This window comes from Wolbachia endosymbiont of Rhagoletis cingulata, assembly GCF_048537655.1.
In the GTDB taxonomy this organism is placed as follows: domain Bacteria; phylum Pseudomonadota; class Alphaproteobacteria; order Rickettsiales; family Anaplasmataceae; genus Wolbachia; species Wolbachia pipientis.
Genome location: NZ_CP175927.1, coordinates 623,485 through 644,372, shown reverse-complemented (window position 1 = coordinate 644,372; position 20,888 = coordinate 623,485). Strand labels below are relative to the sequence as shown.

The 20,888-nt window shown below is 36.6% G+C and carries 17 protein-coding genes and 1 pseudogene; 10 read left to right on the top strand and 8 right to left on the bottom strand.

What is annotated here, in order from left to right; genetic code table 11:
- Window positions 1–34: 34 nt before the first annotated feature.
- Together ACJZL3_RS02950 and ACJZL3_RS02945 are read right to left on the bottom strand one after the other, a co-directional pair.
- On the bottom strand, window positions 35–178 hold the full coding sequence (locus tag ACJZL3_RS02950; RefSeq protein WP_173862902.1) for a hypothetical protein: 144 nt from the start codon (window positions 176–178) through the stop codon (window positions 35–37).
- Between the two features lie 454 nt (window positions 179–632).
- Window positions 633–878 (bottom strand): annotated as a pseudogene (locus ACJZL3_RS02945) (PD-(D/E)XK nuclease family transposase); the annotation flags it as partial.
- A gap of 985 nt (window positions 879–1,863) precedes the next feature.
- Between ACJZL3_RS02945 and ACJZL3_RS02940 the strand changes: the two are divergent.
- From ACJZL3_RS02940 to ACJZL3_RS02920, 5 genes are all read left to right on the top strand, one after another.
- Window positions 1,864–3,570 (top strand): ABC transporter ATP-binding protein, encoded by a 1,707-nt coding sequence (locus ACJZL3_RS02940; RefSeq protein WP_010962562.1) that lies wholly within the window; start codon window positions 1,864–1,866, stop codon window positions 3,568–3,570.
- Window positions 3,571–3,765: 195 nt separating this feature from the next.
- A complete protein-coding gene (locus tag ACJZL3_RS02935) occupies window positions 3,766–3,984 on the top strand; it encodes a hypothetical protein (RefSeq protein ID WP_010962563.1) in 219 nt (72 codons plus the stop codon).
- Window positions 3,985–4,077: 93 nt separating this feature from the next.
- Window positions 4,078–5,784, top strand: coding sequence for an arginine--tRNA ligase (gene argS, locus ACJZL3_RS02930; protein WP_419198925.1), 1,707 nt, complete (start codon window positions 4,078–4,080; stop codon window positions 5,782–5,784).
- Between the two features lie 94 nt (window positions 5,785–5,878).
- The gene (locus ACJZL3_RS02925; RefSeq protein ID WP_010962565.1) at window positions 5,879–6,103 is read left to right on the top strand and encodes a hypothetical protein; all 225 of its coding nucleotides are present in this window, start codon (window positions 5,879–5,881) and stop codon (window positions 6,101–6,103) included.
- The gene (locus ACJZL3_RS02920) at window positions 6,084–6,383 is read left to right on the top strand and encodes a type II toxin-antitoxin system RelE family toxin (RefSeq protein WP_010962566.1); all 300 of its coding nucleotides are present in this window, start codon (window positions 6,084–6,086) and stop codon (window positions 6,381–6,383) included. The genes ACJZL3_RS02925 and ACJZL3_RS02920 overlap by 20 nt, the downstream gene beginning before the upstream one ends.
- 1,001 nt (window positions 6,384–7,384) lie before the next feature.
- Here ACJZL3_RS02920 and ACJZL3_RS02915 read toward each other — a convergent pair.
- From ACJZL3_RS02915 to ACJZL3_RS02905, 3 genes are all read right to left on the bottom strand, one after another.
- Window positions 7,385–8,680, bottom strand: a complete 1,296-nt coding sequence (locus ACJZL3_RS02915) for a Na+/H+ antiporter NhaC family protein (protein ID WP_419198924.1) — start codon at window positions 8,678–8,680, stop codon at window positions 7,385–7,387.
- Between the two features lie 1,113 nt (window positions 8,681–9,793).
- Window positions 9,794–10,417, bottom strand: coding sequence for a heme ABC exporter ATP-binding protein CcmA (gene ccmA, locus ACJZL3_RS02910; RefSeq protein WP_007548816.1), 624 nt, complete (start codon window positions 10,415–10,417; stop codon window positions 9,794–9,796).
- A 3-nt stretch (window positions 10,418–10,420) separates the two neighbouring features.
- The gene (locus ACJZL3_RS02905; RefSeq protein ID WP_010082661.1) at window positions 10,421–10,852 is read right to left on the bottom strand and encodes a hypothetical protein; all 432 of its coding nucleotides are present in this window, start codon (window positions 10,850–10,852) and stop codon (window positions 10,421–10,423) included.
- Between the two features lie 190 nt (window positions 10,853–11,042).
- Between ACJZL3_RS02905 and aspS the strand changes: the two genes are divergently transcribed.
- A complete protein-coding gene (gene aspS / locus ACJZL3_RS02900; protein ID WP_038198726.1) occupies window positions 11,043–12,845 on the top strand; it encodes an aspartate--tRNA ligase in 1,803 nt (600 codons plus the stop codon).
- A gap of 61 nt (window positions 12,846–12,906) precedes the next feature.
- The gene (locus ACJZL3_RS02895; protein ID WP_038198717.1) at window positions 12,907–14,169 is read left to right on the top strand and encodes an MFS transporter; all 1,263 of its coding nucleotides are present in this window, start codon (window positions 12,907–12,909) and stop codon (window positions 14,167–14,169) included.
- Between the two features lie 7 nt (window positions 14,170–14,176).
- Here the strand turns inward: ACJZL3_RS02895 and ACJZL3_RS02890 are convergent, their stop codons facing one another.
- Complete coding sequence (locus tag ACJZL3_RS02890; RefSeq protein WP_006279888.1) at window positions 14,177–15,100, bottom strand: RluA family pseudouridine synthase; 924 nt, start codon at window positions 15,098–15,100, stop codon at window positions 14,177–14,179.
- A 408-nt stretch (window positions 15,101–15,508) separates the two neighbouring features.
- Window positions 15,509–16,489 carry a pyruvate dehydrogenase (acetyl-transferring) E1 component subunit alpha gene (gene pdhA, locus ACJZL3_RS02885; RefSeq protein ID WP_006279887.1) on the bottom strand — a complete coding sequence of 327 codons (981 nt, stop codon included), beginning with the start codon at window positions 16,487–16,489 and terminating at the stop codon, window positions 15,509–15,511.
- Between the two features lie 55 nt (window positions 16,490–16,544).
- On the opposite strand from pdhA, the gene hemJ reads away from it, so the two are divergent.
- The 3 genes from hemJ to miaB all read left to right on the top strand — a co-directional run bounded on the left by hemJ (window position 16,545) and on the right by miaB (window position 19,238).
- Entirely contained in the window at window positions 16,545–16,973 is a 429-nt protein-coding gene (gene hemJ, locus ACJZL3_RS02880; protein WP_010082641.1) for a protoporphyrinogen oxidase HemJ, read from the top strand.
- Entirely contained in the window at window positions 16,970–17,305 is a 336-nt protein-coding gene (locus ACJZL3_RS02875) for a hypothetical protein (protein ID WP_138344595.1), read from the top strand. The genes hemJ and ACJZL3_RS02875 overlap by 4 nt, the downstream gene beginning before the upstream one ends.
- A gap of 613 nt (window positions 17,306–17,918) precedes the next feature.
- Complete coding sequence (gene miaB, locus ACJZL3_RS02870) at window positions 17,919–19,238, top strand: tRNA (N6-isopentenyl adenosine(37)-C2)-methylthiotransferase MiaB (RefSeq protein ID WP_419198923.1); 1,320 nt, start codon at window positions 17,919–17,921, stop codon at window positions 19,236–19,238.
- Window positions 19,239–19,377: 139 nt separating this feature from the next.
- On the opposite strand, the gene ACJZL3_RS02865 is transcribed toward miaB, so the two are convergent.
- A complete protein-coding gene (locus ACJZL3_RS02865; RefSeq protein WP_007548626.1) occupies window positions 19,378–20,844 on the bottom strand; it encodes a peptide MFS transporter in 1,467 nt (488 codons plus the stop codon).
- Window positions 20,845–20,888: the final 44 nt, after the last annotated feature.

Sequence of the window (20,888 nt, the reverse complement as noted above, 5' to 3'; positions counted from 1 at the left end):
CTTTCCTACCTTAAGTGGTTAACAAAGTTTCTTGTCATGAGGGACCAAATGGAAGTCTGCTCGTTTTCACGCGAATTAATGTTACAAATTCTATCCATTTCGTTACAAAATGGCATTCGCTTTCTCCATTATCCTTTACCTGCACATCCATCAGCATTCCTTGCGGGTTGCCTGCCATATAGGCGAAAATACAGGCTTATCCTGTTCCTTTTGTCATACAATAGTGGGTTAGGTGGCTTCTCTATACCGGTGGAATTATTATTTGCGTACATCCAGAAATGAAAAATGTAACTCATCCACATTACCTTTTGGTCGGAGCTTATCAGCATCTTTAGCTCTTTAATCGTTACGATACTTATGAAGCTTCACTTACGTTCACCATACCACTAAGCCTAGCCCTCCAACCACATGATGCTTGTAGTTTATGCTTTCTCTCACGATTGAGCATCTTCTTTATCAAGAGGAGGTTCATTGTCCGCGTCGCTCGGCACCAACTGGTTACCCAATTCGCACTGATGCGTAGACTCAGATGGCAAAACATCTGGTTCAATAAGCTTTAGAATCCTTTCAGTTTCTTTCTGAATGAATTCCTCTCCTTTTAAACAATATGACCGAAGGCTTTCAGGTCGCACCATCTCAATTATATACCTGTTCCCACTAGAATCTCTGCAAAGAACATCAACAATGCTTTGTTTATCAGAAGCAATTTCAGGGTCCATAATGGTGCTTAAGAATTCTACTTCTTGTATAGTGTTGACTTCAGTACATCCTAAAAAATCGTTTAAAAAATGGATAAGAATATTCTTATTTTTTTCAGTGCCAAAGATTTTCTTAAATGTTAAATCTAACTTTGGATCGAGAAATTTAGAAAGAGCCATAGTAAAAATACTGAGAAAAGATTAATAATTATACACTATTATTAACAACTATTCAACCATATTTTTAAGTATAGCTATACCGCCGCGGCGCTAACACGTAGCGGGATGACGAGGTTATCGTCACGCTGCCACGAACCGTCATACCGCCGCGGTATCTCTTAACATAGATCCCTTACTTAACCGTCATACCTTAACATAGATCCCGCTAACAAGTAGCGGGATGACGAGGTCATGCCACCGCGCGAACCGTCATACCGTCACGGTATCTCTAGATCCCGCTAACACGTAGGGGAATGACGAGGTCATGCCGCCGCAAACCGTCATACCGCCGCGGTATCTCTTAGCCGCTAACACGTAGCGGGATGACGGTTGTCGTTTAGCTACAAACGTTAAGAAATTTACCAAATGAAAAAAAAGGCAAAAGAAGCCCTGGGGTTATTATCCGCTTTAAAATATTGGCGTTTTTTATGTTTTAAACGCTTGACAAGCAAGATTAAGCTGCTTTTAATTGCAACTAACTTACGCTGCAAATGTTTAAGAAGTTTACTAAGCAGAAAAAAAGACAAAGAATCCCCGAGTTAGCTAGTCTTTTACTATCTCTGTCGAGTATTGGCATTTTTTGATGTCTTGTAACGCTTTATAAGCGCGTTCAGCTTATTTAGATAAAAATCTAGATGTAGATGAAGTTTTGTAAAGACATACAGTATCTATGTACTGCAAAAAATTAAACATAAGACGCCGATACATTAAGTAATCCTTACCTTTTAATCTGCAGATTGGCGAAAGCAAATACAATAGCTTCAATTTTATGATAAGGGGGCTGGCGGAGTTTGTCAAGTAAGTTTTTTGTTTCTGCGAGCTACTACCCTTTCTTGGTGGACTAAAATCACAACAGCTGCAGAACCTAAATTGCTTCATACTACACCTTTCCCCTTTCCCCTGAAACTAAAATCTATATACTTAACTTTAGAAACTTTAAAATAAGATGCGATCTAATATTAGGCAGTTATTTTACTATATAAAGCCTAATCTATCCTATTTTGTCATAGCTTTTATTGCAGTTTTATTTTCAGCCTTAACGATCCTCCTCTTTGGCAGAGGCTTAAGCAATATAATTGATTCTGGCACAGAGCACGATTTTACTACCAAACTATTAGTTGCAATACTTATAGTTTTAGCCATTTCTCTCACTGCATTTACTCGGTTATATTTCATTGGCATTGGCAGCGAGAAAGTTATCGCAAGAATCAGATATGACTTATATAGCAGTATCACTAACTTGCAACCAAGTTTCTTTGAGAACACAGGCGTACAAGATGTTATCTCAGCGTTAATTACTGATACCTCTGTGCTGCAATCAATAATAAACAGCAGCTTACTAACCATATTACGAAATTTTGTGATTCTGATTGGCAGTGTTGCTATGTTATTATATACAAATATACAACTAACTGCGTATGCAGCCGCAATAATACCTATACTACTCATTATCATGACCTCACTTGGAAAAAAAGTGCGTAGCTATGCACGCTTTGCCCAGGATAAATTAAGTGAGCTTGCGTCATTTAGTGAGGAAAATTTTAGATCTATAGTGACTATCAAATCGTTTGTACTCGAAGAAAATGAAAAAACCCGTTTTAAGGAGTATTTAAACTCAGTATCAAAATCATACGTAAAATTAGTACTCTTGCGTGCTATTCTAGTAACTCTAGTTATCACGTGTGTGATAGGTTCACTAGTTGTTTTGCTCTTTTTTGGTATTAAAGAAGTCTTAAGCAATAATATAACTATTGGAGAACTCTCCTCATTTGTGTTTTATTCAGCGCTTGCGGCAGGAGCTATAAATAATTTGAGCGATAATATCAGTGATTTACAACGAGGTCTTGGAATAGTAGAGCGTTTATTTGAATTTAAAAATATGAAAAGCTCTATAGTAGATGCCGATGATCCTATAAAAATTTATAGTGTTCAAAAAGGAATTTCGTTTAATGGTGTAACATTTTTTTATGCTGATAAGCCAGCATTAGATAACGTATCATTTTCTATAGAGGCAGGTCAAGCAGTATCAATTGTTGGACCATCTGGCAGTGGTAAAAGCACCATTTTAAAGCTTCTGCTCCGTTTTCATGATCCAAACAAAGGTAGCATTACTATCGATGGGCACAATATTAAGTCAATTGCGCTAAATGACCTCAGATCGTTGTTTGGCTTAGTGCCACAAGATCACATGATATTTTCTTGCTCAATAATGGAAAATATACTATATGGCAAACCAGGTGCCGAATATGAGGAAGTGAAGCAAGCAGCCATCAGCGCTTATGCGATGGAATTTATTGATAAGCTGCCTGATAAATTTGATACATTTGTAGGAAAAAGAGGATTAAAACTTTCTGAAGGACAAAAACAACGTATTGTAATAGCAAGGGCCATACTCAACAATCCTCAGGTTTTAATACTGGATGAAGCAACCTCTGCCCTTGATTACAAAAGTGAGAACCTCGTGCAAAAAGCATTGAGCAAGTTAATGCAAAACAGAACAACAATCGTAATTACACACAGGCTATCAACCGCACTCAAGACTGACAAGATTATAGTAATTAATCATGGAAAAGTAGAAGAAGTAGGAACTCATGACTTTCTAATGAGTAAAGACGGGCTGTATGCAAAACTGGCGAAGATACAGTGGAATTGAAAGAAAATTTAAATCATACCGTTAGTTGATATGCTAGATTTATAATTAAAATTATTAAATTTTTAATTTTATTATTTTATAATGGTTCCATAGTTATCCGGAAATTTCGTGACCTGTAGTTTCTTTCATTCACGTTATATTCATAGCTTGTTCTATCTTAATGTAATTCCAATTTTGACTGTATAGGAGGTCTCTATGTTAAAACATAACTATAGTGATAAAATCAATAATCGCTATTCATATACTAACAAATTTTCTTATAGTGATGAGGGTGTAGACGAGACGATCAAGGATAAAATCACAACTGAAGATCAGGTAGTAACTGATGATGTTGAAGAGCCTGATGCTGGTAATGATGGTTACAGCGAAGGTATGGCTTTCTCTTACCATGGTTACGGCAACGACTTAATATAAACTCTGATCCAGGAAGATAAAATAGTTAAGATAAACCTTCAACTAGTCCCACTTATTCACTATACTGCTATAGATTTTATAGCAATATAGTGAATGAACATTTTTAAGCAGATTTCCTCTCTAATCTTTAGTAAATTGAATGAGTTGAAACAAAGGGGTGTTATAAGCACAAGTGCAGCAAACTTTATCATAGAGCCTCCAAGCAATAGAGTCCATGGAGACATTTACACAAATGTTGCTATGGTGCTTGCAAAGCATGAAAAGAAGAATCCCATTGAAATTGCAGAGGTTTTAGCCAAAGAATTTGAACTTTTTGATGAAGTTGCAAAAGTGGAAATAGCAGGCTCTGGTTTCATCAACATGCACTTAAAAATAGAAGTGTGGCATGGAATTTTAAAACAAATAAATGAGCTAAAAACAGAGTTTGGCACCCTAGATATAGGGAACAATCAGGCCATTAATGTTGAATTTGTATCTGCAAATCCAACTGGTCCACTGCATATTGGTCATGCAAGAGGGGCAGTATTTGGTGACGTTCTGGCAAATTTATTGAAAAAAGTTGGTTATAAAGTTACTAAGGAATACTATATTAATGATGCTGGAGCGCAGATAGATACGCTAATTCGGTCAGTATATTTGCGGTATAAGGAAGCTCTGGGAGAAAAAATCAGCATCGAAAAAGGTTTATACCCAGGTGAGTATTTAAAACCAATAGGGACTGGGCTGGCCAAAAAATATGGCGCAGAGCTTCTAGAAAAGCAAGATAATCAAGTGATTAGAGACTATACTTTAAGTTCTATCTTAGAAATCATAAAGGAAGACATGAACTTACTTGGAGTAAATCATGATGTTTTTACTTCAGAGTATGAGCTACAAAAAAGTGGCAAAATTGAAGAGAGTATAAAGATATTGTCTGACAAGGGTCTAGTGTATGAAGGGTACCTGGAGAAACCAAAAGGCAAAGAAAGCGAAAATTGGACTTCCAGAAAAGAGATGCTATTTCGCTCTACAAAATTTGGTGATGACGTTGACCGTGCATTGAAGAAAGAGGACGGCAGTTGGACTTATTTTGCCTCGGATATCGCTTGCCATTTTGATAAGATATCGCGTGGTTTTAACAATATGATCGTAGAGCTTGGTAGTGACCACGGCGGTTATGTCAAAAGACTCAAAGCAGTCGTCTCTGCGCTCAGTGATGATCAAGCAAAAATAGAGGTAAAACTGCATAATATTGTGAATTTTTTCGAGAACGGCAAACCTGTTAAGATGTCCAAAAGATCAGGAAACTTCCTAACAGCAAGAGATGTAGTGGAAGAAGTTGGCAGGGACATAACTCGTTTTATAATGCTAACACGCAAGAATGATATGGTCTTGGACTTTGATTTTGCTAAAGTTAAAGAACAGTCAAAAGACAACCCTATTTTTTACGTGCAATATGCGCATGCTCGTGCTCATTCGTTAATGCGTAATGCTCCAAAAGAGCTCCCAACAGCAGATCCTTCACTTTTAAGGACAGGTGGAGAGCTCTTCCTCATAAAAACCTTAGCAAAGTGGCCAGATGTGGTAGAAATTGCAGCAAGGCTTTGTGAGCCACACAGAATTACTTTCTACTTACTTGAAGTTGCAGAAGCGTTTCACGTTTTATGGGGGTATGGCAAGAGTGATTTAAACATGCGTTTCATACTGGAAGACAACTTAAACCTCACCGCTGCAAGAATGTTTCTCGTGCAGGCCTTAGCACACGTCATCGCTTCTGGACTTTCTATCTTCAATATAGAGCCTTTGGAAGAGATGAGTTGATTTTTTTATGCAAGATTGTTTTTTCAACGAATAGAGAAGTTGACAAAATTAAGTAAAAATGTTATAGTTTATAGTAGTATTTTCTGGTTAATATATGGCTCACAGTCAAAAAAAGCTCAATGTTAATGTAAGTTTTGACAGTAAATTGGCTCAGTATCTTACAGAAATGGCAGAGACTCAAAATAAAACTATTCCTGAAGTTTTAGTAGATTTAGTGGAAGAAGAGTTCGAAGAAGATGTAGAGCTATCCAAAATAGCTGACGATCGCCTCTCTGAAGGTGAAGAAGAAGTAGAGGATGATGAAAACATCTGGAAATAAAACTTACACTATAAAATTCTTAAAAAATGTTATTGAAAAAGAAATTCCAGCTCTTCCGGCAAAGATTAAATTAATGGTTCAGGAGGCCATAAAGAAACGCCTTACAGTTGATCCTTTTAATCTAGGAAAGCCTTTATGTCATAGCTTTAGAGGGCAATATAGGATAAGGGTTAGCAACTACCGTATAATTTACATCATAAATCATTCAGAACGTAAAGTACTTATTACTGCAGTGGGGTATAGAAAAAACATTTACAAACACAGAAGATTACACAATTAAAAATATAAGAAAGATCTCACCGCTGCAACTTGTCCAAGCCTTAGCACACGTCATTGCTTCTGGACTTTCTATCTTTAATATAGAGCCGTTAGAAGAAATGAGTTGATTTTTTTTTGTTACAATATGTAATGATCAAAATATTATTCAAAGTAGGGTAAAGTTATGACGATCAGTTTTAGGGAGTATTCAACTGTATTCACTGAAGTTGCGGAACAGACAGATTTAAATGGAAATAACATAATTGAAAGAATAAAAGGGCATTAGCATAGATCCCGCTAACAAGCAGCGGGATGACGGTTGTCAGGGTGTCAGGCTAGTACCTTCTCTTGTCATCCCAGTGCCCAGACACTGGGATCCAGAAAAGTTTGCTTGTGAACAAGCAAACTAGCATGGAAAGTGGTTACAACATTTTCGATGAGATTATATGGAAAACTGTATTCCAGTGTCAAGCACTGGAATACATCACAGGGGCACTGGAATGACACCCTTTACGGGCTCTTAAATTGCAACTATAAATGTTTAAGAAATTTACCAAATGAAAAAAAAGGCAAAAGAAGCCCCATGGTGGTTGGCTATTTACTATGTACTAAAATATCGGCGTTTTTTTTATTCTAAAACGCTTGATTAAGAGCGATTTAGCTGCTTTTAACTTGCAACTAACCTACACCGCAAGTGTTTAAGAAATTTACTAAGCAGGAAAAAAGGCAAAGAAACCCCTTAGTAGCTAGCATTCAAATTCTCCCTTGTCAATTTGACGTTTTTTGCTGTCTTAAACGCTTTGTAAGCGCGTTTCGGCTTATATAGGTAAAAACCCAGAAATTTTTAAAGACATGCGATGCACGTAGTGCGAAAAATTAAACATGAGACGCCAAATACCCTAAGTTTTTTGTCATTAACCTGCACAGATTGCGAAGATAAATAAATAGCTTCAGTTTCATGATAAGGGGGTTGGCGAAGGGTGTCAAGTAATTCCGTTCCTTATGGGTAAAAAAAGAGAAACTCTAAGTTGCAGCCGCACAATGTTTCTCTTTTCTGCTGTTGATGATTATTTCGCCTATTGTAACTGCCGCTAGAATAAAGCAATAATATACCTGTGTTAATAAAGAAATAGGTGATACAGAGGCGATGCTACCTGCTAGCAATAGTTGGGAACCATAAGGTAAGATACCTTTTGTAGCACAAGCAAAAACATCTAATAAGTATGCGCTGCGATGTGGCGCAATACTGTGTTTTTGTGCAAGCCTTTTTGCAATGCCACCACTTAGTAAAATAGCAATGGTATTATTGGCAACTAAGGTAGTAAACATAGACGCAATTCCTGCTATCACAAATTCAGCTTTAGTTTTTGTGATATTGCTTTCATCGATGAGTTTATGCAACGCTTTTTGACCTTGCTTGTACATTATATGGCTCAATCCACCGATAAATAGAGCAAATATCACTATTTCGTTTACTTTTTTGAAACCGTCATACACGTCATGAGGAAATTGAATGATAGCATAGTCAAAAAAAGTTATTCCTAGCACACCAGCAATAATTATGTTTATAGTTATTGTTACTAAAGTGGCGACTTCAAGCAGCCCCATGATTATTAAAGAAATGTAAGGAATAATTTTTATTATAGAATAATAATCTAAATTTGATATAGAAATAATTTTTGTACTATTTGAGGCAACTGCTAGGTAGATGAGTGTTATAATGCTGGCAATAAGTGCAACTTTAGAGTTCATTTTAAGTTTATCTTTTGCTGAAGCTTCCTGTGAAGAAACAGATGCAATGGTGGTATCAGATATCATCGAAAGGTTATCGCCAAACATGGCACCACCTACTACAGTTGCAGTTCCTATTTCGAGACCAAAAGCTCCACTTTTTGCCAGATTAACAGCTATAGGTACCATCAGCGCAACAACTCCCATAGATGTGCCAATTGCAGTTGAAATAAAAGCAGAAGCCAAAAATACTCCAGGCAGCAGTAATCTTGCTGGAAGGAAATTAAGAATTAAATTAGCAACAGTGTCTGCGCTACCGATTGATTGAGTCACCGCAGAAAATGCTCCAGAAAATAAAAAAATTAAACACATAGTAAGGATGTTTTTGTCACCCATGCCCTTGATAACAGTATCGATGTTATGCTGAATTTTATTTGTACCACGTGAGACAGCAAAAAATAGTGCTGGTAATAAGCAGATTACTGGTGAAACCTGATGAAGTGGATTATCAGTTCCGATAAAAGAAAAATAAGCACCACTTCCAAGATACAAGATTAAAAAAATAATCAAGGGGACAAAAGCTGTCATTTTACTGTACCTAAAATTATAACTATAACTAATTAAGTGGTTTTAAGCAAGTTTGGTTTTCACTAGTTCTACAGGAAGTCAATAGCAGAGTTTTAAACTTCATATTTAATCTACTAAATAAATAGCACATGTAGCTTATTGCTTGACAATAGGATCTAATTGTTGTCTAGATTCCAGCATCACGCGCACAACTGTACGAACATTTGTTTGCGAAGAAATGTTATAGCTGGTTTTGCCTCAAACACAAAGATGTCATCCGAGTAGCTGACTACTTGGATCCAGAAAATTTTGCTGCGAGTAAGCAAATTTGTTTGGTGAGCATAGAAAGTGGAATGTGTAAGCGCAGCCTCAACAGGTTGTCATCCAAGTAGCTGACTACTTGGATCCAGATTGGATACTGAGTTGGTGAGTATAAAAGTATAGCTAACGCGAGCTCTACGTCATACCGCCGCAGAATAATTAACCGTCATACCGCGATTCATTCGCAGTATCCCTTCGCGGTATCCCTTAGCCGCTAACAAGCAGCGGGATGACGAGCTTATCGTCATGCCACCGCGAACCGTCATACCGCGATTCATTCGCGGTATCTCTAGATCCCGCTAACAAGCAGCGGGATGACGGTTGTCGTTTAGCTATAAATATTTAAGAAATTTACTAAACAGAAAAAAAGGCAAAAGAAGCCCCGTAGTTGGCTAATTACTTACATTATACTTTCAAGTATGGCGTTTTTTTATTCTAAACGCTTAATAACCGCGACTCAGCTGCTTTTAAATGCAACTAACCTTAGCTATAAATGTTTAAGAAATTTACTAAACAGAAAAAAAGGCAAAAGAAACCCTAGGGTAGCTAGTTATTCACTATCCATTTTTTAAGTTGGCGTTTTTTTATGTTTTAAACGCTTTATAGGCGCGTTTCAGCTTATGTAGGTAGAAGTTTGATAAAGACATAAGGTGCACATAGTGCAAAAAATTAAACATGAGACGCCAGATACGTGAGTTTTTTTGTCATTTAATCTGTACAGAGAAGATAAATAAATAGCTTCAGTGTTTATGATAAGGGGGCTGGCGGAGTTTGTCAAGCAAGTTTTTTATTTCTAGCGGTTGTTGCCAAAAACTATACAAGAAGTCTATTGAAATTACGTATATCAATCGTTGTAAAATCACACAATTGCTCTGTAGAGCTATGCCCTGTAATAATTACTATACCATTTTGCTCAGAGCGTATTGAGATTAGGTTCAGCACTAATTCACACGTTGCACTATCAAGATTACAAAATGGTTCATCTATCAGCCAAACGTTTGCATTAGAAATCAAGAGGCGAGCAAGCGCAACTCTCCTTTTCCAGCCTGCAGAAAGTTCGCCATATCTAATATTAAGTACAGGTTGCAACTGCAAGCAACAAATAGCTGCCACAATCAATTCTCTAGTATTTCGTATTCCTGCCCAGAATTCTACGTTTTGAGCAACAGTTAAGCTATCTTTACAGGCATTCTTATGGCCTATATAGACCATAGAAGATATATAGGATTTTGGATCATCATATATATCTTTTCCGCAGTGCCTTATATTGCCTGATACCGGCGGTAAAAGTCCAGATAAACTTCTAATTAAGCTGGTTTTACCACTACCATTTGGACCAGTGATTAGAATCTTTGATTTTAGCTCAGCTTTAAAACTGAGATTCTTAAATAGTACCTTATTATTACGAGTGCAGGATAAATTTTCACATTCAAGCATGGATTATCTGCCCTTTCCCTTATGTTTACCTTGAGTTGAAGCCTGAGCTTTTACAAACAGCTCCCAAAATCCTTTCTGTCCGCCTTCTCTATGTATCAATTGTGCAAAACGCTGCATTAAACCATTACCCATCATAACCATCTTTGTCCATTTACCTACCGGTTTTGCTATGTCAACTATTTCTGGATCTTCTTTATAAACTTGCACATCTTTTTGCTTCTCACGCAGTATTTCCTGTTGTTTCATCAACTCTTTTTGCTTATTTTTTTGATATAATTCATTGAATTTTCTGTCTTCTTCCCACTCTTCTTTAAAAACTTTTCTAGGAAATATGATTTTTCTAATGCGATTTTTGTATATTTTTCTCAAAAAGAGAAATACTTTGACTATAGCAAGTAATGCTATACTATATATAATAATTTGTCCGAAAGACATTTTCTGTACTCAGCTTACGCCACATTATATTATACCATAATTATAGAAATTGTGCAATTTTTGTGTGAGTAAAGACAGTATAAAAGTAATACTGCTCTATTTCGTAAACTGGACAAATATCTGACGAATGGGCTTGTATGTGGTAAGGTTTATTTCTATACTTTTTAAAGAATTTAGAAGTGAAACAAATATGAACTGCTACAAGACTCACACGTGTGAAGAATTAAGAAAGAATGATGTAGAAAAGGAAGTTACCCTTTCTGGATGGTTATATCGTAAGCGCGACCATGGTAACCTAATTTTTGTTGATTTAAGAGACTTCTACGGAATCACTCAGCTAGTATTTAATAATGACAAAGACTTTTTTGATGAGATATCAAATTTAAAATTGGAGAGTGTAATTACTGTTACAGGAATAGTTGAAGCTAGAACTGAAGATACGGTAAACAGCTCTATTTCTACCGGAGAAATCGAGGTGATAGTCAACAATTTGCGCGTTGAGTCGGAAGTTGAGTTCCACTTTGATGAAGAAATAGCAAAAGAAGAAAGAAGTATATTGGCAAGCATTACCGGCGAGCAAGAATACCCAGAAAACATGAGATTTAAATATCGATTTCTTGACTTAAGACGTGAAAAAGTCCGCAACAATATTATTTTGCGCTCACAAATTATTGCAGAGCTCCGCAAGCTCATGATAGAGCGAGGATTTTTAGAGATTCAAACTCCAATACTCACTGCTTCCTCTCCTGAAGGAGCACGCGACTACCTAGTGCCAAGCAGGCTAAATCCTGGCAAGTTCTATGCATTGCCACAAGCTCCGCAGATTTTCAAACAGTTGCTCATGGTTTCAGGGTTTGATAAATATTTCCAAATTGCACCGTGTTTTCGTGATGAAGACGCAAGGGCTGACCGTTCTCCGGGAGAGTTTTATCAGCTAGATCTTGAAATGTCTTTTGTAACTCAAGAAGACATCTTTCAGATTATTGAGTCTACCTTATATAGAGTGTTTGCTAAATTTTCTCGCAAGTCTGTCGATAAAGATTTTCCACGCATTACATACAAAGAGGCAATGCTTAAGTATGGTTCTGACAAGCCAGATTTGCGTAATCCACTATTAATCAGCGATGTTACAGAAATTTTTCGTGATTCAGGGTTCAATATTTTCAAAAGCAATATTGAGCGTGGTATGGTAGTGAGAGCCATCCCTGCACCTAAAACAGCAGAGGAACCACGCAGCTTCTTTGATAAAAAGATAGAACATGCGCAAAAAGAATTCGGTGCTAAGGGTCTCGGATATATAACGTTTGATAAAGATGGAACTGCGAAAGGCCCAATTGCTAAATTTCTTGATGAAAATAGGCTAAACCACATAAGAGAAGCAACAAACATAGAGCCAGGAGATAGTGTATTTTTTGCTTCTGACAAAGAGAATGAGGCGGCAAACATTGCAGGAAAAGTACGCACTCTTTTAGGGTCAGAACTCAGTCTTATAGATGATAATATCTTCAAGTTTTGTTGGATCATTGATTTTCCATATTTTGTATATGACGATAAAAGTAAAAAAATCGATTTCTTTCATAACCCATTCTCCATGCCACACGGTGGTCTGAAAGATTTAGAGGACAAAAATCCACTGGATATCCTTGCTTACCAATATGATCTTGTTTGCAATGGAATAGAACTGTCAAGTGGGGCGATTCGTAATAACAAACTGGATATCATGTATAAAGCTTTTGCCATTGCAGGTTATAGCCGGGGAGAAGTTGATACAAGATTCGGTGCACTTGTACGTGCATTCAGATTTGGTGTTCCTCCTCATGGTGGAATAGCACCAGGAGTTGATAGAATAGTTATGCTGCTTGCTGATGAGCCAAATATTCGTGAAGTAATCTGTTTTCCTATGAACCAGCAAGGTGAAGATGTTCTAATGGGTGCTCCTTCCAAGGTGGAGGATAAGCATTTACGTGAATTATCCTTGAAGGTTATTGAATGAAAAATTTTATAGCAAGGAGCACCGGTTAATGATATATTAGGTTATGTTAAATTGAAAGACCATGAATAATATCCAAAAAGCAATACTATCGGGCATGATCTGTAACATGATTGTGTGGTATGAACTCACTCTTTTTGGAGTATTAACAGATACAATCATCAACGTTTTTTTCCCATCAGAAGATCATTATTTGAGTACACTCAAATTCCTTGGTGTTTTTGCAATTGGTTTTGCGTTTAGACCAATTGGTGCAGTAATTTTTGGTTATATGGGAGATAAGTATGGCAGAAGAAAGACTTTACTTACTTCAGTAATATTAATTTCAATATCATCCACAATTATGGGAATTATACCTGGGTATAAAGAAATAGGGTTGCTTTCACCTGTATTGCTTGTGTTTTGTAGAATAGTGCAAGGAATAACTGCAGGAGGTGAAACAAGCATTAATACAGCATTTACGATAGAGCATTCAAAAGATAAAAAAAATCTAGGTTTCTTAGGAAGTATGAAGCCCTTTAGCGGAGCCCTTGGAACGCTCTTATGCATAACAATGATATTTATCTGCAAAAGAGTTACAGGTGAGAACTATGAAATATGGGGATGGAAGTTGCTTTTTTATTTTTGCTTTTTTTGGGGGACAATAGGTTTTTTAACTAGGTACATATTAAAAGAAAGCTTAGCATATAAAACTAATAAGTACGCTAATAATTTAGCACATTCACCATTGTTAGAACTAGTAAGAAACTATAAAAGACCGCTTATTATTTCAATCAATCTGGGAATTGCTCAGAATGCAATTGTCTACGCAGCAATAATGTTTTATAATATATCAATAAAAGAGCTAGTTATTTTATCTATTAGTGTTAAAGATTTAATGAGGATAGTAATACAGGTTGTATTTGCAGCATCTGCGGTACTTTTTGCAATTTTATCTGATAAAGTTGGAAGAAAACGCGTAATGATTCCTGTACTGATTATGCTATCTCTGATTGGTACATGTGTATTACCATTATTATCTTCCGTTAACCACTATGTCGTAATAATAACTTACTTATTGATTACTATACCAGTAGGTGCATCTTTTGGAATATATGGTTCTGTTATTTGTGAACTGTTTCCAACAAAAGTAAGATGCACTGGCGTAAGCTTAGCAAATAATATATCTGCAGGAATTTTTGGTGGCCTTTCTCCATACATATGCATGTGGCTTATAGAAAAAACCGAAACAAAACTTGCAGCAGGCATTTATCTTACTGCCTGCGCATTAATTAGCCTAATATCTGTGCTTCAAATTAAAGCCAAAGACAGAAAAGTTGATTGGTGAAATCGTTTCAGTCGAAAAATAGCGCTTCAATGGATTTTTCGATGTGTTTAGTGATAGGAGCGGTGATAGTGATTTCTTTATTGTTTGGCAGTTTTAAAGATAAAGAATGCGAATGAAGGTGAATTTTATTTGCTATCCCATCAATAAAAGCTTTTTTACCACCATATTTACCGTCACCAAGAATAGGGCAATTTATATGAGCTAAATGTGCACGTAACTGATGGGTTCTGCCGGTAATTGGTTGTAATTTTAAATAAGCAACATTGTGTTTGGATTTTGCTATAATTGAAAAATGCGTAGTGGCATTCTGAGGTGAATTTTCATCAACGACCACTTTTTCTTGACCTGAAACATATTTTTTCACCAATGGATAGTCTATTGTTCCACTATCCTTGCTCGGTATGCCAGAAGTTAATGCTAAATAAGTTTTTTTTACTCTTCGTCCTTTAAATTCTTCCATAAGGTATCTGGCAACATTAGCGTTGCGTGCGAATATTATCACTCCACTCGTATCTCTATCTAGCCTATGGACAATTTTAAATGTTTCTCCCTCTCTTATTTGGTCAAGCAAATCACTCATGCTAATCTTTACTTTTACGCCACCTTGAACGATGACCCCTGCGGGTTTGTTTATAGCTAGTATATATTCGTCTTCATATAATATGTTCTCTCTTAGTAGATTCACTAACTTTTCATTATATTTGCGATCAGAATTAGCGTTTTCAATATAATTCAAGTGCTTCAGCGTTATAGTTTGCCCAGAATTTACTCTATCACTGGACTTTGCTTTGCAATCATCAACTTTGATTAATCCTTTCCTTAAAGATTTTTCAATTACAGATTGCTTTAGATCAGGAAAGATTCTTCTGATGTACCTATCCAGCCTAACGTTATCGTCTTCTATTAATATGGTTTTTATACTTTGTAGCATTCCATTATTTATAATGAATATCTAGTGAAATGTCAATTATTGGTGTCATTCCAGTGTCAAGCACTGGAATGACACCGAAGGGGCTACTGCCGTCATAAAGGAACCAGTGTCAGCTACTCGGATGACAGGAGAAGGAGACTACTGAGATGACAGCTAGCCTGACAACCGTCATCCCGCTGCTTGTTAGCGGGATCTAGAGATACCGCGAATGAATCGCGGTATGACGGTTCGCGGCGGCATGACGTAGAGCTTGCGTTAGCTATACTTTTATACTCACCAACTCAGCTGGATCCAAGTAGTCAGAGCACTGGGATGACAAAAAAAGGAGGGCACTTGGATGACGGGAGAAGGAGCTATTTGGATGACATCGTTTACTATACAATGTTTGTACAGTTCTGGATAAAAAAATTAGCTAACAAATTTATAAACATCAGTATACAGCTCATCAACGCTTGGTTCTTTACTATTTTTGGCAAAATCTTCCGACTTTTTTACTAAATCACGTATTTCCTTATCAATTACTTTGCACTCTTCTTCTGAAGCCATTTTATTATCTGTCATGTATTTCTTTAAAGTGCTTATAGGGTCATGATTTTGCTTCATATCTTCAACTTCTTCTTTTAAGCGATAAGTAGCAGGATCTGACATTGAGTGACCGCGATATCGATATGTCTTCATTTCAAGCAGGATAGGCCCTTTTCCGCTGCGTGTGTGTTCCGCTGCTTCGCTTGTAGCCTCATAAACAGAGAAAAAATCCATTCCATCAACTTGTTTTCCAGGAATACCAAAACTTTCTCCTCTTTTATATAACTCTGTTACTAAAGTTGACCTTTGCACGGAGGTTCCCATTGCGTATTCATTATTTTCTATGATGTAAACCACAGGCAACTCCCACAAAGATGCCATATTAAACGATTCATATACTTGTCCTTGATTTGCAGCACCGTCGCCAAAATATGTAAATACCACATTATCTTTTTTCTTATATTTATTAGCAAATGCTATTCCTGTGCCAATTGGAACTTGTGCTCCCACTATTCCATGCCCGCCGAAGAATTTTTTTTCAACGTCAAATACGTGCATCGAACCACCTTTACCTTTCGAGCATCCTGTTTCTTTGCCGGTAAGCTCTGCCATTACAACATTTGGATCAGAATCACATGCGAGCATTAAGCCATGGTCTCTATAACTTGTGATAAAAGCGTCACCTAATTTTGATGCAGCTTGAGTTCCAACTGCAACTGCTTCTTGTCCTATTGATAGGTGACAGAACCCGCCTATTAATCCCATCCCATATAATTGTCCTGCTTTTTCCTCAAATCTGCGTATGAGTAGCATTTTCCTGTAGAATCCAATTATCTGTTCTTTAGTGAAATTTTCTGCTTTCATATCGATTTCTTTTTCATTAAACTAACACAATACCAGGAATTTTAAATTTTTGCTAATGAACTATTACCACTGGCTTGAGGCTTTTCACGTTATCTCTGTTATCATGTGGATGGCAGGTATGCTTTATTTACCCAGGCTTTATGTCTACCATGCAACTGTAAAACCGGGATCGGAAAATGATAGCTTGCTTCAAACAATGGAAAAGAGGCTACTTAGATATATCATAAACCCTGCAATGCTTTTCTCACTTGGTCTTGGAATTACACTAATGGTTATTAGGGAAGCATATCGTGAAGGATGGTTTCATGTAAAAGCATTTGCAATACTTTTGATGTTAATTATTCATATGCTACTTGCAAAATATAGGAAAAATTTTGCAATGGGTTCGAATAAGAAGTCACATATTTATTTTCGCGTTTTAAATGAAGCAGTTACAGTATTGATAATAGTTATAGTTATTATGGTTGTTGTAAAACCTTTTTGACTGACCTTACCCAAAAAAAGCAGAAAGCTCGTATCTGTTCAGATGCATGGCTAATGTACAATACTGAAATAAAAATTCCAGTGCTCCCTTTCTTGTCATCCCAGTGCTTGACACTGGGATCCAGCTTTCTTTACAAATTCACCAAAAGTGCTTCATTCTATAACGCAAAACCCATACTCACCAAACTCAATGCATTACTTGCAATTAAGTCTCCTGGATGCCAGTGTCAAGCTACTCGGATGACACCATTCTTTTTCCTGGATCCCAGTGTTAGCTACTTGCATGACACCATTCTTTTTCCTGGATCCCAGTGGGCTTTGTTGCATCGCTAGCTATGATGGATAAAGATAAAAAAGGTAGAGAATATCAGTAGCTTATTATTCTGGTATTTATAACAAGAACGGTCAGTGAATACCTAAATTTGAGTAAAAGAAATTTCACTACCACTCACTAATCCGGCTAAAATTCAAGAATTTCAATGCTTTAGCTATTTTCAATAGAATTAAATTTATTAATATAAATAATAAATTACTATTCTTAAATTTGATCAGATTGATTGCAAAAAAACAAGATTTTCAATAGGTTGCTTATAATCCTAACTATAGTTAGCCTTTCATAAGTAGCGATGCAACAAAGCCATCCCAGTGTCAAGCACTGGGATGACAAGAAGAGGGCACTGCCCTCTTGGATGGAAGCCAGTGTTAGCTACTTTCATGACACCCTGACAACCGTCATCCCGCTACTTGTTAGCGGGATCTAGAGATACCGTGATGGTATGACGTAGGGGTTGCCGAGAACTTGTCATCCCAGTGCTTGACACTGGGATCCAGTTTTTCGTATAATTTTGTCAAAATCTATTGTGCTAGCAAGTTCACTAGCGTCACGCGCTGGTCTGTTAGACATTTACGTGTAGGGTGAAGAAATTTTGAAAAAGACATACCAAATATGAAAGGCCTATATATTAAAACTTACGGCTGTCAGATGAACGTTTATGACTCCGTTTTAATGGAAAATGTAATTAAACCTTTGGGGTTCAACGTTGTTAGTGATGCAGGGAAAGCCGATTTAGTGATACTGAATACTTGTCACATTAGAGAGAAGGCAGCAGAAAAACTTTACTCAGAGCTTGGGAAGATTCATTCGTTACGAAAAGAAATGACTATAGTGGTGGCTGGGTGTGTAGCGCAAGCAGAGGGAGAAGAAGTGTTCAGAAGGGCTCCTTTTGTTGATATTGTTGTTGGTCCGCAGAGTATCGCTACCTTACCGGAGCTGATAGTCAAAGCAAGCAGAAGTAAAGGTCATGTAATAAACACTGATTTTCCTGAAGTTGCAAAGTTTGATAAATTGCCAGATGAATGCTATGGCAATAGCCAGGGGTCTTCTGCGTTTCTTGCCATACAAGAGGGTTGTGATAAATTTTGTACGTTTTGTGTAGTGCCCTATACTCGTGGAGCTGAGTATTCACGGCCAGTGAATGAAATATTTCGTGAAGCATTGAAATTAGTTGCAAATGGGGCAAATGAGATCAATTTGCTTGGTCAGAACGTCAATGCTTACCATGGGGAGTGCGAAGGGGAAGTGTGGGATTTAGGAAAATTAATTAGTCATATTGCTAAAATTGAAAAGCTAGAGAGGATTCGTTATACAACTTCTCATCCAAGAGATATGCATGAATCTCTCTACTTGGCACATGCGGAAGAGCCAAAGCTCATGCCGTTTGTTCACCTGCCTGTGCAGTCTGGTTCGAATAAAATATTGCACGCGATGAACAGGAAACACACTGCAGAGGAGTATTTGGAAATAATAGACAGATTTCGCAAATTGAAACCTGAAATCGAATTTTCTTCTGATTTTATTGTTGGTTTTCCTGGAGAAACCGAAAAAGATTTTGAAGAAACTATGAAATTAGTAGAAAAAGTTAGATATGCTCAGGCTTATAGTTTTAAATACAGCCCAAGACCAGGCACACCGGGAGCGGAAAGAAAAGATCAAGTACCAGAAGAGGTTAAAACAGAGCGCCTTCTTCGTTTACAGAAATTAATTAGTAAGCAACAACTTGAGTTTAACCAGAGTATGGTAGGTAAAACTATACCTATTCTATTTAGCGATAAAAAAGGTAAACACCAAAACCAAATTATTGGTAAAAGCCCATATATGCAATCAGTGTGCATTGATGATTCTGAAGGTAAATACAGGGACAAAATAGTAAATGTGAAAGTGTTGGAAGCTCGGCAGAGTAGTTTGCTGGGGTGTGCATTTCACTGATTTTAAGCAGCGTTAAATATAAATCTTAAGCAAAGAGTATTGAAAAAATGCAATCATAATCTTTTTCAAAAGTTACAAAGTTTAATTGCTACCTCTGCTGAACGGGTACCTTAAACCTACAAATTTGAGCTTACCTATATCAATTTTTTGTACAAGATGAGTTAGTAACAACTTTATGTATAAAATTGAAGAAGAATAAAAATACAATAACGAGCATTAAATTAAATATTCCCACCTTTAAAAAACCCTCTTTATATATTTCTAAAGATTCTAAATAATTTATTTTACCATTTACTGAAGGAACTGACATAAATTTTGATATTGCAACTCCGGCTAGGTTAGAAAACGCTAATGACAGCATTACTATACCCATCACTACTCCTCTAAGGTTTTTGGGGGCTAGTGTAGTTGCTTGTTCTTGGACTAATGGAGCAATACATAATTCTCCCAGTCCCATAAAGGAGATAGCAATTATTAAATATAAGTATTCTACTTTACCTTCAATGTTAGAGTTTAAACATCCTATGTACAGTGTGAAAAAACACATAGCCATTGTCAGAAGGCCAAGGGTAAACATGGAAGTTGCATATTTTTGCTTAAACTTCATGTATGTTCCAAAAAGAAAGCCAAATATTATAATTGACAAAGGATTTATGGCTTGAGAAACTGAAGCTGGGATTGTTATACCTAATACATTGTTAATAACGTTTCTTTCGGTGAATAAGTTAACCAAAGAGCCAAGCTGCATTTCTAAAGCAAAAAAACACAAGAAAAATACCACAAGAATAGATAATGCCACTAATTTTCGTCTTTGTTCTGCTGATAATTTAGATATTATATAAATAAATATGCCCAGAGCTGTTATTCCAATAAATATGAGCATATTAGTAAAAAATTCACTATGTATAAGCATTTTAGCAATTATTGATGATGACAGAAAGCTTCCTATCAATACTATACCAAAAATTTTAATCCCTAATATGCGCTTATTCATAAGCTCTGGATAAGGAGAAAGGCCGCTATCTCCTAAAAGATTCTGAAATTTGAGAAAAAAGATTAGCCCTATAGACATCCCAATACCAGCTAAACCAAAGCCGTAGTGCCAGCCAAACAAGTGGGCTACATAACCACATGAAATAGAAGCCAATATTGCTCCAATATTCACACCTACGTAAAATAAAGTAAAGCCTCTGCTACGTTCAGGATCGTCTTTGCCATAGCATGAACTAAGTAAGTTAGTTACGTTCCCTTTAAACATACCAGTACCTATGGCTATTAGAGATAAACCTAAATATAATAAACCTGGTTCAAACTTAACCAATGACATGCAAGCATGACCTGCTATCATCACTATCCCTCCAAGCAACACCATGTTGCGGAATCCCATCAACTTATCAGCTAAAAAACCTCCAAGTATTGGTATAGCATAACCTGTTGCAGCAAATAATGAGTAAATAGTAAAGGCCCTCTCATCAGTGAAACCTAAGTGAGAAGTCAAAAATAGGACCAAAAGTGCCCTCATTCCATAGTAAGAGAAACGTTCCCACATTTCAACAAAGCACAACATTTTTAAAAATTGTGGAAACTTATCTGTCTTCTGATCCATAAAATACCCCTAAAGCTTAGGTTAATGTTAAGTAAAACAATAAA